The sequence below is a fragment of the uncultured Fluviicola sp. genome (assembly GCF_902168135.1).
Classification (GTDB): Bacteria; Bacteroidota; Bacteroidia; order Flavobacteriales_D; family Crocinitomicaceae; genus Fluviicola.
In genome coordinates, this window is the sequence record NZ_CABHOL010000045.1 from 18905 (window position 1) to 34368 (window position 15464).

At 41.1% G+C, this 15464-nt stretch carries 13 protein-coding genes and 1 riboswitch; of the genes, 12 read left to right on the forward strand and 1 reads right to left on the reverse strand.

The window, feature by feature from the left end:
• The first annotated feature begins 53 nt into the window (after window positions 1-53).
• On the forward strand, window positions 54-1265 hold the full coding sequence (lhgO, locus tag QZT69_RS15315) for an L-2-hydroxyglutarate oxidase (protein ID WP_294677013.1): 1212 nt from the start codon (window positions 54-56) through the stop codon (window positions 1263-1265).
• Between the two features lie 3 nt (window positions 1266-1268).
• On the opposite strand, the gene QZT69_RS15320 is transcribed toward lhgO, so the two are convergent.
• A complete protein-coding gene (locus QZT69_RS15320) occupies window positions 1269-1559 on the reverse strand; it encodes a helix-turn-helix domain-containing protein (RefSeq protein ID WP_294677014.1) in 291 nt (96 codons plus the stop codon).
• A gap of 539 nt (window positions 1560-2098) precedes the next feature.
• Between QZT69_RS15320 and QZT69_RS15325 the strand changes: the two genes are divergently transcribed.
• The 11 genes from QZT69_RS15325 (at window position 2099) to QZT69_RS15375 (ending at window position 15463) form a co-directional block, all read left to right on the forward strand.
• Window positions 2099-2521, forward strand: a complete 423-nt coding sequence (locus QZT69_RS15325; protein WP_294677015.1) for a hypothetical protein — start codon at window positions 2099-2101, stop codon at window positions 2519-2521.
• A gap of 61 nt (window positions 2522-2582) precedes the next feature.
• Window positions 2583-5945, forward strand: a complete 3363-nt coding sequence (locus QZT69_RS15330) for a gliding motility-associated C-terminal domain-containing protein (protein WP_294677016.1) — start codon at window positions 2583-2585, stop codon at window positions 5943-5945.
• Between the two features lie 145 nt (window positions 5946-6090).
• Window positions 6091-6855: a peroxide stress protein YaaA gene (gene yaaA / locus QZT69_RS15335; RefSeq protein WP_294677017.1), complete on the forward strand. Its 765-nt coding sequence runs from the start codon at window positions 6091-6093 to the stop codon at window positions 6853-6855.
• A gap of 137 nt (window positions 6856-6992) precedes the next feature.
• Entirely contained in the window at window positions 6993-8417 is a 1425-nt protein-coding gene (locus tag QZT69_RS15340) for an L-serine ammonia-lyase (RefSeq protein ID WP_294677018.1), read from the forward strand.
• A gap of 369 nt (window positions 8418-8786) precedes the next feature.
• A riboswitch (SAM riboswitch) is annotated at window positions 8787-8924 on the forward strand.
• Between the two features lie 151 nt (window positions 8925-9075).
• Window positions 9076-10131: a homoserine O-acetyltransferase gene (metX, locus tag QZT69_RS15345; protein ID WP_294677019.1), complete on the forward strand. Its 1056-nt coding sequence runs from the start codon at window positions 9076-9078 to the stop codon at window positions 10129-10131.
• Window position 10132: 1 nt separating this feature from the next.
• Window positions 10133-11380: a homoserine dehydrogenase gene (locus tag QZT69_RS15350; RefSeq protein ID WP_294677020.1), complete on the forward strand. Its 1248-nt coding sequence runs from the start codon at window positions 10133-10135 to the stop codon at window positions 11378-11380.
• Window positions 11377-11790, forward strand: a complete 414-nt coding sequence (locus tag QZT69_RS15355; RefSeq protein ID WP_294677021.1) for an OsmC family protein — start codon at window positions 11377-11379, stop codon at window positions 11788-11790. Before QZT69_RS15350 ends, QZT69_RS15355 begins: the two co-directional genes overlap by 4 nt.
• Window positions 11787-12953: an O-succinylhomoserine sulfhydrylase gene (locus QZT69_RS15360; protein WP_294677022.1), complete on the forward strand. Its 1167-nt coding sequence runs from the start codon at window positions 11787-11789 to the stop codon at window positions 12951-12953. Before QZT69_RS15355 ends, QZT69_RS15360 begins: the two co-directional genes overlap by 4 nt.
• A gap of 69 nt (window positions 12954-13022) precedes the next feature.
• On the forward strand, window positions 13023-13481 hold the full coding sequence (locus QZT69_RS15365) for a GNAT family N-acetyltransferase (RefSeq protein WP_294677023.1): 459 nt from the start codon (window positions 13023-13025) through the stop codon (window positions 13479-13481).
• A gap of 119 nt (window positions 13482-13600) precedes the next feature.
• Entirely contained in the window at window positions 13601-14392 is a 792-nt protein-coding gene (locus QZT69_RS15370; RefSeq protein ID WP_294677024.1) for an AraC family transcriptional regulator, read from the forward strand.
• 72 nt (window positions 14393-14464) lie between these two features.
• Entirely contained in the window at window positions 14465-15463 is a 999-nt protein-coding gene (locus QZT69_RS15375; protein ID WP_294677025.1) for a DUF6624 domain-containing protein, read from the forward strand.
• The last annotated feature ends 1 nt before the right edge of the window (window position 15464 follow it).

Here is a 15464-nt window from a genome sequence, read left to right on the forward strand (position 1 = left end):
GTCATTATATACTATTGGTTTTTCTAGTACATTTGCAGAAAATTTACACATTCATGGCATACGATGTAGCAATTATCGGAGGTGGAATAGTAGGTGCAGCGACACTTTACAAAATGCAAAAACGTTACCCGGATTTAGCGATTGTTTTGATTGAGAAAGAAGCAAAGCTTGCGGATCATCAAACAGGAAATAATTCAGGTGTAATCCACAGTGGATTGTACTACAAACCTGGTTCGTTAAAAGCAAAAAACTGCGTTTCGGGTCGCCATGAATTGGTGGCTTTCGCTAAAGAACACCACATTGCACATGATGTATGCGGGAAAGTGGTTGTAGCCGTTGATCAGTCTGAATTGCCTAATATGGAAAAGATTTTCCAGAACGGGTTGGCTAATAATACCGAAGGAATTGAAATGATTGATGCAAAACGCGTGAAGGAAATCGAACCTTACGTTGAAAGCATTGGAGGGATTTGGGTTCCTTGTACGGGAATTATTGATTTTCGCGGAGCGACCGAAAAAATGGCCGAGATTGCACTTTCGATGCAGCCAAAAAGTGCTATGAAGCTGAGTCATGAAGTAGTAGGGATTGAACGTTCGGCAGAAAAAACGATCATTGCAACCAATAAAGGCAATATCGAAGCGAAATACCTGATTTTCTGCGGAGGATTGCAGGCTGATCGTCTGGCTAAAAAAGACGGTGTAAAACTGAAAGAGAAAGTGGTTGGTTTCCGTGGAGATTATTACGAATTAACCGAGGAGGCAAAACACAAGGTGAAAAACCTGATCTACCCGGTTCCTAATCCGGATTTTCCTTTCCTGGGAGTACATTTTACGCGAATGACGAACGGAGAGATAGAATGCGGCCCGAATGCCGTGTTTACATTCAAGCGTGAAGGTTATGGCAAGACCGATTTCTCTATGAAAGATACTTTTGACGCATTGACATATAAAGGAACCTGGAAATTATTCTTCAATAATATGAAATTCGGGATTGATGAATACCGCAGAGCATTTTCCAAACGTTTATTCCTGAAAACACTGCAAAGAATTATTCCTTCGCTTACCATGGAAGATATTCATCCCGGAAGGGCAGGGGTTAGAGCTTTGCTGTTGGCTGAAGACGGTGATACGCGTGACGATTTCCGTTTCGAGTTTCATGAAAACTCCATCCATGTTTTGAATGCACCATCTCCGGCAGCTACAGCGTCATTAGCCATCGGCGGACAGATTGTTGATGAAGCTGAGAAGCATTTTGGCTGGAAGTAGGGCTTAAGTCAATAGGTTGTAATACAATTGAAAGTTTTCCTGGTGAAGGGTAATGTGGTATTCGTGAGTGGCATACTCTACATGAATAAGATCGGCTTCTTTTAAAATTTTAATATGAGCGTGAACGGAAGAGACGCCCATTTTCAGTTCTTTGCACATATCCGTATTTCTAAAAGACTTATTCTCTTTTAACAGGTTAATCATTCTTGATCTTGCAGGATGAGCCATAGCTCTTCCGAATTGAGACATAAGTACTTCTTCATGCGTGTAATTGTTGTCTTTTGATGCTCCCATAATCGATTTAAATTGAATGAATAAGCAGAGGCTTTTACTTTAAGTTAGATAAAAAGTTCATTTGTTGCAATACAACAAACTCTAAAAAATTAAAAATCTCAATATTCGGATATTGAAAAATTCGGATATTGGAACATCGATATATAGCGATGAACCGATGAATCAATTTATGAATTTCATAACATAAGTTTTTAGCCATAATATCCCAGTCACCCAAACTTTTTAGAATAATAATTGACGGTTTACTTGCGTAATTCACAAATTATTATATCTTTGTTATAGTTCCTTTGAGAACCCTCTGAAACCATAATAGTTCATTTTGAATGAATTATTTCTACAAACCTTTAATATTCGACTAAACTGGTAGAATTATAACCAGCTGTTGCGTTTTGATAAAATGGACTGACTGTTTAGTCTGTAAAGGAGTCTTGAAAATAGATGACTTTGACTAAAATTACTACTGAGGAGTTATTTAAAACACACATCTATTAATAAACCATTTGTCTGCTAATAGACCAATGACTACTAACTGTTAGATTATGAAAAGGGATCTGTTCACATGGGCAAAAAGTATGGCTGTAAGCGTTCTTTTTTGTTCGACAGCGTTTTCACAGGAGGAGCATCCGCTCGTTACTACTCCACAATTAAAAATTTCCTACGTGGATGGGCAATGTGACGTTGAATTGGGAAAACAAGCTTATCAATTTGCTTTTTTAAAAATTGAGAACCTGACAAGTAATCCATTGCATGTCGGATTTAATATCGTCACTCAATTTGCAGAAGGATGTTCCGGATGCAACGGAAGTGATGAAAGCCTCTACTATGTTAGTTTGTCGCCTAATCAGGTTTATGCTGCTTCCTGCGCATCTGATGACAAAACTAAAGTCTACTTACGTAATCCGAATTTTTCGGGAGCCTGGAATTTCCAGGAATTGCGAATTGAAAATCTGGTAGTTGAATAAATAAGAGCTCTCCTTATAGAATTATTCGACTTAGAAACTTATTAATATTTACTGAACTACTATGAAAGCAACATTACTAATAATGTGTTTGCTCGGTGTACTTACCGGGTATGCTCAAACATGTGAAGTCTCTATAGCCGGACCTAATCCATTAACAGTTTGTCCGGGGACTGTCATAACTCTAACTGCTACCGGAACTGTAACGCAGTCAAACCAATTCTTTGATTTCAATAACAACGCGCTACCTGCTGGATGGTCAACTTCCGGAACTGCAAACTATGGTGTGTTATGCGGGAATTCATTAGACAATACGCCTTATTTCTGGGCTTCAACAGCTGCTGGAACACCACAGATTACGACAGATAATTTTGACGTGTGTTCGGGAGGTACCTTGGACTTTGAAATGAGATACGCTATTCAGGGGGGAGCTGTTCCATGTGAAGGACCCGATGAGCAGGATGAAGGAGTTTCCATTCAGTACAGCATCGATGGTGGTGCTACCTGGATAGAATTTGTTTATTTCAGTCCGTGGGGCTTTCAGCTGGGAGCAAATCCCGGAGGAAATGCATCTATCAATGGAGCAACCGCTTATACGAACTGGGGACAATTCTCTATTCCTATTCCTGCCGTAGCTGCAACAACGAATACCATGTTCAGATGGATCCAGACCAATTCGTCAGGAGGATGCTGTGATAACTGGGGGTTGGATAACATTTTTATTAATGCGGGGCCTTGTTTGACAACCAATATCGGCTGGGATATCCCCGGAACTAACACTCCGTCTTCAAATACCATTACAATTCCGATTAACAGTGATACCGTCATTGTAGCTGGATTGTATGACAACAATGGAGTTCTCTTATGTCAGTCGCAGCCACTTACCGTAAATGTATATACTCCTGTTATTAACGGCGGACCAGACCAGACAATTTGTGAAGGGCAAAATGTAACATTAAACGGAGCGGGAGGTACCAATTTTGTTTGGGATAACGGAGTAACCGATGGAGTAGCATTTGCTCCTACAACCACACAAACGTATACTGTCAACGGGATCGATTTGAATGGTTGCCCTGCAACAGATCAGGTGATTGTAACAGTGAATCCATCCAACCCATACACATTAACATATCCGAATACGGAATACTGTATGGACGCGGCAGATCCGTCACCAACACTTTCTACGCCTTTGGCAGGAACCTATAGTGTGGCACCGGCTACAGTTACCATTAATGCGAATACAGGAGTTCTGGACTTATCTACCAGTACTACAACAACTTCACAACTGTATACAATTTCCTTTACGCCGAGCGTACCTTGTTATGCCGTTACCACAACCCAGTTAACAATTCATGCATTACCAACTGTTGATGCAGGTGCGGATGCTTCTGTTTGTGAAGGCGATCAAATGCCTATGGTTGCAACAGGAAATGCCGTGAACTATTTTTGGGGAGCAAATACACCTAACGGAACTGTTATAACGCCACCTCTTGGTTCCACCAGTTACACTGCCACAGGGACAAGCGCAGCCGGATGTACTAATACTGACGTCAGAGTGTTGACTGTAAATCCGATACCGACAGCTGCTATTTCAGGAGATGCAACAGTTTGTTTGAATGATGCACAGCCAACAGTTACATTCACTGGATCAGGTGCAACAGCGCCGTATACATTTAGTTATTCATATAATGGTGGTGCACCTGTGCAAGTAGTATCTAATGCGGCCGGAGTTGCTACCATCTCCATTCCAACGAATCCAGCCGGAACTCATCAGTATAGTTTGATCAGTGTAGAAGATGCGAGTACGACTACTTGTTTGAATCAGCAGGCTGGAGTTGTGAACATTACAGTAAATGATCTTCCTACTGCAGCAATAACAGGAGATGCCACAATCTGCCAGTTTTCCAATCAACCCCAGGTCACTTTTACCGGGGGAAATACTGTCGGACCGTACACATTTACTTACACACTGAATGGAGTACAACAAACCGTAACAACCCCGAACGGTAGTAATGATGCTGTAATAACGGTCCCTACAAATACCGTTGGGAACTTTGTCTATAATTTAGTCAGTGTTCAGGATGGTTCTTCAACTGCTTGTGTAAACAATCAGGCCGGTACAGTAACGATTAATGTAAATCCTCTTCCGAATGCGAGTATAGCAGGAGATACCAGTTTATGTCTGAACGAAAATCAGCCGATTGTGACTTTCCAGGGTACAAATGGAGTTTCGCCGTTCACATTCACTTATTCCATAAACGGTGGTGCACCTCAGACTTTGGTTTCTATGTCCGGGCAATCAACTATTTCAGTGCCTACGAATGCTCCGGGAGATTTTACCTATGAATTAATATCCGTACAGGAAGGTTCCGTTTCTATGTGTACCAATCAGGTGGGGGATGACGTAATGGTCCGTGTATGGGATTTACCGAATGTAACAGCCGGAGCTGATTATCCGATCTGTGACGGAGAAGCAACAACTTTGAATGGCCAGGGAGCGGTAACTTATGTGTGGGACAATAACGTAATCAATGGCGTTCCTTTTTATCCCGCAACAACACTCAGCTATACGGTAGAAGGAACGGATATCAATGGTTGTAAAAATACGGATGTAATCCAGGTAACTGTGGTTCCGATTCCTCAGGTGGATTTCTCTGCAACAGAAATAGCGGGATGTTCTCCCCTCATCACAACACTTACAAACCTTTCAACCGGGAATTTGACTAATTGCCAGTGGACTTTATCCAACGGGGCGGAATACTTTGGTTGCGGTACGGTTGATATGGAGCTAAGAAATCCAGGGTGTTATGATGTTACATTGACTGTTTCAACTCCTGAAGGATGTACGAATACAGCTACGAAACCGGCATTTTTATGTGTGTATCCTAATCCGATTGCTGACTTCAATATGACACCGACAGAACTGGAGACTTCCAATACTTTTGTGAACTTGTTTAATAATTCGTACGGAGCGGTAACTTATTCCTGGGATTTTTCCGATGGAAGTATGGGAAGCACTGCTGAAAATCCGACACATGTTTTCCCGGACGAAGAATCTGCGTATTACGACATTATTCTAGTTGCCATCAGTAGCGATGGCTGCAGGGATACAACTTTCAAAACAATTCATGTAGGGGAAGATTTGATTTATTATGTTCCGAATGCTTTTTCACCGGATGGTGATGAATTCAACAACGTTTTTAAACCAATCTTAACTTCAGGATTTGACGTGAACAGTTATCACCTTTCCATTTTCAATAGATGGGGGGAGCTTATCTTCGAATCTTTGAATTACGAACAAGGATGGGATGGAACTTACCACGATAAAAAACTGCTGGACGGAACATATATCTGGAAAATTAAGGTTAAGAACTTGTCGAACGATAACAAAACTGAATTGATAGGACACGTTACCTTACTGAAATAATAGAGACACCTAAACACTGTTCATAGCGTTGAAATCGCCCAGTCCCGTTCTTACGGGATTGAGGCGATTTTTGTTATATTCAACTTGATGAATGAAAACCAATTCGATTTTTTCAACGTATTTTTGAGCAAATCAAAATCCAATTATGAAAGTTCTCATTTCTCCTGCAAAGTCAATCAACGAAAATTGTCAATTCCCCAAATTTGATTTCACACAACCTGCATTTTCCAAAGAAGCAAAAGCCCTTGTCGGAAAGCTGAAAAAAATGAAAGCAAAGGACATCATGGAATTGATGCATGTTTCAAAAGACATTGCCGAGTTAAATGTGAACAGGAATAAATCCTGGTATTTATCCCCTGAACCAACGGATGAAGTCAGACCTGCAGTATTTCTGTTTACCGGAGAAGTCTATAAAGGATTAGAAGCAGAATCACTTTCCGAAAAAGAATTGGAAAAAGCTCAAAAAGACCTTCGGATCTTATCCGGAATGTACGGACTTCTGAAACCAATGGATTTGATTCATCCCTATCGCCTGGAAATGGGAACCAGATGGGAGGTCAAAGAGGGAATCTCAAACCTTTACCAGTTTTGGGGAGATAAACTAACCAAATCACTTTTAAAGGAAACCGAAAAAGGAGAAGCGATTATCAATCTTGCTTCCAATGAGTACAATAAAGCCATTTTATGGAAGAAAGTCAAAAATCCGGTTGTGACCCCCGTATTTAAAGAATTTAAGAACGGTGAATATAAAGTGGTTATGATCTTTGCAAAACATGCCCGGGGCGCAATGGCCAGATACATTATCCAGAATGAACTGACTAACCCGGAGGATCTGAAAAGCTATCATGTAGATGGTTATTCGTTCGATGAAAAACAGTCTTCCCCTTCCGAATGGGTTTTTGTGAGGTAATTCTAAGAATCTAATTAAAACGTTTTATTTCGGGCTATTTAACTCAGAATTCTTAACAATTCACTTATGAAAACTTACCTTTGCAATAGCAGGTATAGTAATTTCTTTGCTTAACCTTGCTTCAGTAAACTCACCCAATGGAACAAATTAGTGTTTTTGATATTTTCAAGATCGGAGTAGGTCCCTCAAGTTCGCATACTATGGGCCCCTGGAGAGCAGCACAGCAATTCATCAATTTATATAAAACAAATCCCGGGATCAAAGAGATCAAACGAATCCATGTGGATTTATATGGATCTTTAGCCAAAACAGGTAAAGGACACGGGACAGATATTGCTGTTCTGCTTGGATTAATGGGGGAAGATCCTGTTACAATTGCTGTGAATACCATCGATCCGAAATTTGAACGGATTCATCAAACAAAAACACTTGAAATTTGTGGGGAACATGTTATTACATTCGACCCTGTGACAGACCTGATTTTCCATTTTGATAAATCACTTCCCGGGCATCCGAACGCTTTGACTTTAACGGTTTTTATGATGGATGGCTCGGAGGAATCACACACCTATTATTCTGTAGGCGGCGGATTCGTCGTGAAAGAGGGCGAAGAAGAAACAAAATCAGCTGATTCCGTACAATTGCCATTTCCTATTGAAACGGCTGCGGATCTTAAAAGATATTGCGATGAACAAGAGGTTAGTATTTCTGAAATCGTACTGCGAAATGAATCGACCTGGAGAACACAGGAAGAAACCTTTGCAGGTTGTTTGGAAATATGGGATGTTATGCGCGAATGTGTCTACAGAGGGGTAAATACGGAAGGTACACTGCCCGGAGGATTGAACGTGAAAAGACGCGCTTATGAAATGAGCAGACGTTTGTTGAACGGAATCGCCTGTAAAGACTCAAAGGATTTTATTAAGCAAATCCAGTCAACGAGCAATATTTTCCAAAATACACTAAACTGGGTAAGTTGTTTTGCGCTTTCAGTAAACGAGGAAAATGCTGCTTTCGGAAGAGTTGTTACAGCTCCTACGAATGGAGCTTCCGGAGTAATTCCTGCGGTTTTGATGTATTATGTCTGCTTTGCCGGTGGAACGGACGATAAAGATATTATCCGTTTTATGACCGTTGCCGCTGAGATTGGAAGTATTTTCAAAAAGCGGTCTACAATTTCTGCTGCAATGGGTGGTTGCCAGGCTGAAATCGGTGTTTCTTCGGCTATGGCAGCGGCTGCTTTAACAGAATGTTTGGGTGGGAATCCGGATCAGGCTATGATGGCTGCTGAAATTGCGATGGAGCATCACCTGGGATTAACTTGTGACCCGATCGGTGGATTGGTTCAAATTCCTTGTATTGAACGCAATACCATGGGAGCCATAAAAGCTATTACGGCTTGTCAGCTCGCTTTACAGGGAAATCCGGATACAGCAAAAGTTTCTTTGGATGGAGTAATCAAAACCATGTGGGAAACCGCTTTGGATATGAATGAGAAATACAAGGAAACGTCTGACGGTGGACTGGCAACAAACATTTCGGTGAATATTTCGGAGTGCTAATTTAGGATTTCAAGGATTAGGAGGGTAAGACGGAATATTACAGAATCATGTGTGTTACTTAGAATTTTGGATATTAGAGGTTTATAAAAATAAACTTCAATTTTTAGGACTCCAACCACTGTTCGTAATTTAGCGAACACGCGAACACGCGAATTCTAAAATTCTAAAACCATTTCCAATACCCATAAACGATAAAATTGATAAGGGCTTCACAGTCTTCTTTCTATCCCGATAGCTCAGGAAGCGATTCTCAATTTTTAATTTTTTCAAAAAGAATTTGCATTTATCAATTTCTTTTAAGAATCTTTGTGCCGTCGCTGAAGCTATTGCACAAGCGATGTGCCGTAATTCTAAGCGAGAAATACAAATAGTTTATACAGAAGAGGCGAGAGACGGACTTTTTGACCCTCTGGCAACCAACTTTAAGTCACGACTGTAAACGTCGGGATTGGAAAACCGGTGCCAACTTCCGAGTTTGATGCAAAGTGTATCGGACGAATATAAATAGTGTGTTATGAAAAGAGCAAACGTTTACAATTCTAAGTATCATCCGGGCCTTCGGATAAAATCCCTTTATTTTTCTTTCGATCAAATGTGTTGTTGTTGCTGTTGTTAATTCCTCAGTCAATTCTAGTTTTTATTTACAACATATTTTTTCATGTCAACAAGTTATTCGGTTCGCGAAAGCGAAAAGGCATTACAGCCATTGCAACATATTTTTTCATTGGGTTCTGAATTCCGATTAGAGTCGGGAAGCAAACTTTCAAACCTGTCTTTGGCCTACCAAACCTGGGGCCAGTTGAACGAGGAAGGTTCAAACGTAATTTGGGTGTGCCATGCGCTTACGGGAAATCACCGTGTGCAGGAGTGGTGGGGCGATTTATTCGGCGAAGGAAAGTGCTTCGATCCGGAAGAGTATTTTATTGTTGCCGTAAATGTTCCGGGAAGTGCGTACGGATCAACAGGTCCTTTGAGTGAAGAACTTCCGTATGATGAGAAATTTGATGCATTTCCGGTGCTGACCATTCGCGATATGGTGAATGGGTTGGAACTGGTCCGGAAAGAACTGAATATCGAAAGCATCCATGTTTTGATCGGGGCATCCCTGGGCGGACAGCAGCTCCTGGAATGGTCTTTAATGATTCCGGAAAAAATTGAGCATATCATTCCAATTGCAACCAATTTAAAACATTCACCTTTCGGAATAGCTTTCAACGAAGCTCAACGCATGGCCATTCAGGCAGATCCGACCTTTTATCAGAAACAACCAAATGGAGGGGAAGCAGGTATGAAAGCTGCTCGTGCAATTGGAATGCTGAGTTACAGAACTTATGAAGGGTATAAAATCACTCAAAGTGAAGAGAACGATGAGGCATTTGACCATTTCAAAGCAAGTTCCTATCAAAAATACCAGGGCGAAAAGCTGGCGAAACGCTTCAATGCATTCAGTTATTGGTACCTGTCGAAAGCAATGGATTCGCACAATGTATTCAGGGGGCGTGACGAAAAAATAGTGGAACGATGTCGCATGCCTGCTTTGGTGATCGGGATTGATTCGGATTTATTATTCCCGATTTCAGAGCAGGAAGAACTAGCAGATAAACTGCAAAACGCGAGACTTATCCGTTTGCAATCCGATTTTGGGCACGACGGATTTTTGGTAGAAACTGAAACATTAACAAACTACATTAAACAATTTTTAAAGATTAACTAAGATGAAAAAACAACTAACAATAGGATTATTTGGTTTCGGATGTGTAGGAACCGGTTTATACGAAGTATTGAACAAAACAACGCTTCTTCAGGCATCGATCAAACACATTGTCATTAAAGATCTGAGCAAAAAACGGATTATTGATTCCGGCTATTTCAGCACGGATGCAAATCGCATTCTAAATGATGAAGAGATTAATGTAGTTGTAGAATTGATCAACGATTACGAAGCCGCCTATGAAATTGTGACACGCGCTCTGAGAGCTGGAAAACATGTGGTTTCAGCCAATAAAAAATTGATCGCCTATTACCTGGATGAGTTGGTTTCCCTGGCGAAAGAGAATAATGTTTCTTTCCTGTATGAAGCTTCGGTAGGAGGTTCTATTCCGATTATCCGCAACCTGGAAGAATACTACAATAACGATTCCCTGTCAAATATCAACGGGATCGTGAATGGTACAACAAACTATATTCTGACAAAAACCGGTGAAGGCGAGTCTTTCGAAGAAGCGCTTAAAAATGCCCAGGACCTTGGTTTTGCAGAGCTAGATCCAACTTCTGATGTGGATGGTTTCGACGCTAAATACAAACTGGTATTGCTGCTCAAGCATGCTTTTGGCTTTACCGCTAAACAAGATGAGGTTTGGAATTACGGGATCCGCCAATTGAAAGACTGGGATGCGGTTTACGCACGTGAAAAAGGATTGAAAATCAAATTGCTGGCTTTCGGAACACGCATCAATAACCAGGTGATTGGTTTTGTGGCCCCGCATTTGATCCCGAATAACCACTTCGCATTCAATGTAGAAAATGAGTTCAATGCGGTAGTAGTAGAAGCTTTGTTTTCCGACAAACAATTATTTCTTGGGAAAGGTGCGGGAAGCCACCCCACAGCAAGTGCTGTACTTTCTGATATCTCGGCTTTGCAATTCGATTATGCATACGAATACAAGAAATCAAAAACCGAAGAAATTCTGAATTTCGAGAATGATTTCTCGCTAAAAGTCTACCTGAGCGCAACAACCCAGGAAAAACTGGACCAGGTCGAATTTACAGAAACACTGGAAACATATTCCGGACAATCACACAGTTATAAGATCGGAATCGTTACGTACTCCGAAATTCAAAAACTGGATTGGAACGATGTTTCAGATTATTTCCTGGCTGTAATTCCCGACAGTGTGACCTTAAACGATAAATCCCGGTTTTCAGCTTCAGGAACCACGGAATTAATAGAAGAATTGTCATGAAATTAGCATTGAAACTAGTAGAATCTCCCTTTGTATTGGAAGCAACTAACGAGTCCGGGATTTCCATAAAAATGGACGCAACAGAGAAAATAGGAGGTAAGAATAAAGGAATGCGCCCGATGGAAGTACTGGCAAGTTCTCTTGCCGGATGTATGTCAATTGATGTGCTGTTGATCCTGCAAAAACAACGTCAGGAAGTGACCTATTACGAAGTAAGCATTGATGCTAACCGTAAAGATGCAGTTCCGGCTTCTTTTGAGATCATCCATTTGGTATTCGTTTTTAATAAAGAAGTAGACCTTGAAAAAGCAGCGGCGGCAGTGAAACTGAGCCACGAAAAGTATTGTTCGGTTTCCGCTTCCCTAAATCCTGAAATAAACATTCAAACAGAAGTCAGACATCAATCATGAGTAATTACAGAAACGAAACTTTAGCGATCCGGATACAAAACGAACGCTCACAAGAAGCGGAACACAGTGTTCCTTTATATTTAACCTCCAGTTATGTATTTGACGATGCAGAGCAAATGCGGGCGGCATTTTCAGACGAAATTGAAGCAAATATCTATTCCCGCTACTCCAACCCGAATGTAGACGAATTACTGGAGAAAGTAGCGCTACTGGAAGCCGGGGAAGCGGCCTGGGCAACAGCAACAGGAATGGCGGCGGTTTTTACCACTTTTGCGGCACTGCTCCAAAAAGGCGATCACATTGTTTCCTCCAAATCTGTCTTCGGCTCTACACACCAGTTATTTGTAAACATTCTTCCGAAATGGGGAATTACAACCACTTATGTTGATGCAATCGACTACGATGGATATGAAAAAGCAATCAAACCGGAAACGAAAATAGTTTACATTGAAACACCTTCCAATCCGGGCCTGGATATTATCGATATCAAAAAATTGGCTGCAATTTGTAAAGCAAAAAATGTTTTGTTGGTGGTCGATAATTGTTTTGCAACACCGGTTTTGCAACAGCCTTTGAAATTGGGTGCTGACATTGCGATCCATTCCGCTACCAAATACATGGATGGGCAGGGAAGAGTACTCGGAGGATTGATCGTGTCAACCAAAGATATCATCGCACAAATTCAGGGATTTGCCCGTCACAGCGGACCTGCATTGTCACCTTTCAATGCCTGGATACTTTCGAAGTCACTGGAAACTTTGCATTTGAGAATGGAGAAACACTGTTCACAAGCATACGAGATTGCCCTGCGATTGGAAAAAAACGAACAGGTAGCCTGGGTAAAATATCCCTTCCTGGATTCACATCCGCAGCAGGCAATTGCGAAAGACCAAATGAAATTTGGAGGAGGAATTGTCACCTTCCAGGTCAAAGGAGGTTTGGAAGCAGGAAGAAGATTCCTCGATAAGCTGAACTTATTTTCCCTGACGCCAAACCTGGGTGACAGCCGCAGTATTGCAACACATCCGGCATCAACAACACACAGTAAATTGAAACCGGAAGAACGTGAAGCAGTTGGCATCTCCGACGGATTGGTAAGGTTAAGCATCGGATTGGAGCACCTGGAAGATATTTGGGAAGATATTGAACAAGCGCTTTTATAATTGCAAATGACAATGTAGGTGCGCAATTAATCGCGCACCTACTGTTTTATTATTGTTTAGTTTTGCAGCATGCAAGTAGAAATCATCCCGTATTCGACTGAGCTGAAAGAACACCTCAAAGCCCTGAATTACGAATGGCTGGAGGAATACTTTCATGTTGAAGAAGGCGACAAAGCTTCGCTTTCCGATCCGCAGGGACAAATCATAGATAAAGGAGGTTTTATCTTTTTTGCCAAATATGCAGAAGAAATAGTCGGAACAGCATCACTTCTGAAAAAGACAAATGAAATCTTCGAGTTGGGAAAAATGGCAGTTTCTAAGCATTCGCGGGGATTGGGGATCGGGAATCAATTGATGGAGCATTGCCTTGAATTTGCAAAACAACAAGATATTCGTGAACTGATCTTGTATTCCAATACGAAATTGGAGCCGGCAATCCATCTGTATAGAAAATTTGGATTTGAAGAAATAGAGCTGGAAGCAGGTGTTTACGAACGTGGAAATATCAAAATGAAAAAGATCCTTTAATGAATTTAAAACCAGGTTTATACACAACTGTAACCTGTAGGAGTCGTTTTTTATTAAATAGTCCGAAACGTTGATTGAATAGAAAAAAGGATCCGGTCCGAATGGTTAATTTTGAGTTCATGGAGCGTTTTGTAACAGTTAAACCCAAGAACGAACTAATTGCAAAGTACATTTCCTACTATTATTTTCATGATTCGGACGAAGCAGACCCGGGCCGGAGTTTTGTTTTTTTTCCCCATTTTAAACATGGTTTCACAGCTTATAAAACCGGAGACTCTTTTGTAACAAAGTATACCATGAATTATGACCGGCAAATGCGTGTAGAATTACCGGAGCCGTTTCATAAATTAGGTGTTGCATTTCATCCCCTTGGAATCAATCATTTTATTTCAGAACCTGTTTTCAAACTTTACAACGGGGAAACAGTGGAATTTTCACACTGGAATCCGGAAATTTACCCCGAACTGGAGGAGGTATTTCGTGCTCATAATCTGGAACATAAAAGAGATTTGTTAGATCAGTTGTTTGAAAAACGTTTCCGGCAGAACCCGGACCTGAAAATTGTACAGCAGGCAGTTGAACGTATTTTCAGCAGTTTTGGAACGATACAGGTAGATGAACTGGCTGATCAGATCGGTGTGAACAGGAAAACACTGCTCCGTCATTTTCACAAGCACCTCAATTGTTCAATCGAAGAGTACAAAAAAGTGGTTAAGTTCCGGACCAGTATCCAGGCAGCTGTCAATATGGGCATGAAAAATCTGACAGAGGTCTCACTTTACAGTCTCTATTACGATCAGTCAGACTTTACCAACCGGTTTAAAGAGTTAACAGGACAAACTCCGGGTAATTTCTTTGCCTCAGTACAGAAAATGGGGGAAGAAGATATTTTTTGGAAATTTGATGAATGAGTCCCAATTCTACAAGTATTTGTTTTTTTGGAGAACTAATTTTGTCTCATAACAAAGCCCAATAAATATCAAATGATCAGAACCACTTTTATATTCAGCATATTCTTCAGTTGCTTTTTCTGGGTGCGAAATGCAAACGCACAACAAGAGCAGGTTTATGATTCGCTTGTAACTCAGGCATTTGGTTTTTATGAAGTTAAAGAGTACAAAGCTTCCGCAGAGAAATACGCGGAAGCTTTTGCTGCTTTTGGAGGGAAGGGGTTTGCCGGAGACCGCTACAATGCAGCGTGTTCATGGGCTTTGGCAGGTGTACCTGATTCTGCTTTCGTTCAGTTATTTAAGATTACCCAAAATGGAGGTTACACGAACCTGGAACACATTTCTTCCGACACCGACCTGAATACTTTACACAAAGACAAGCGCTGGAAAAAAGTCATTAACAGTGTTAAAAAGAATAAGGAAAAAGAAGAAGCAAATTTCGACAAACCGCTTGTAGCAAAGCTGAATAAAATATACGAAGAAGATCAGTCTCACCGTATGCGGATCAATGAAATCAATGAGAAATACGGGTGGAAATCCCCGCAAATGGATTCGATATGGAAAGTCATAGGGTTTCACGATTCCCTGAATTTGATCGAAGTCAAAAAGATCTTAGACACTCGGGGCTGGCTTGGAGCCGATGTGGTGGGCGGAAAAGGAAATTCTACCCTGTTCCTGGTGATCCAGCATGCTGATCAGAAAACGCAGGAACAGTATTTGCCGATGATGCGTGAAGCAGTTGCAAAAGGAAATGCGGCTGCTTCCAGTCTGGCTTTATTGGAAGACCGCGTTGCATTGGGACAAGGAAAGAAACAGATCTATGGAAGCCAGATCGGGATGTTCAAAGAAACCAATGAAAATTATGTATTACCGCTGGAAGATCCTGACAATGTCGACAAGCGAAGAGCAAGTGTAGGATTGGGGAAACTTCAGGATTATGTTTCTTATTGGGGAATGACCTGGAATGTGGAAGAATACAAGCTTAACCTTCCGCGCTATGAAGAAGAGCAAAAGAAATATCATCAGGATTAAT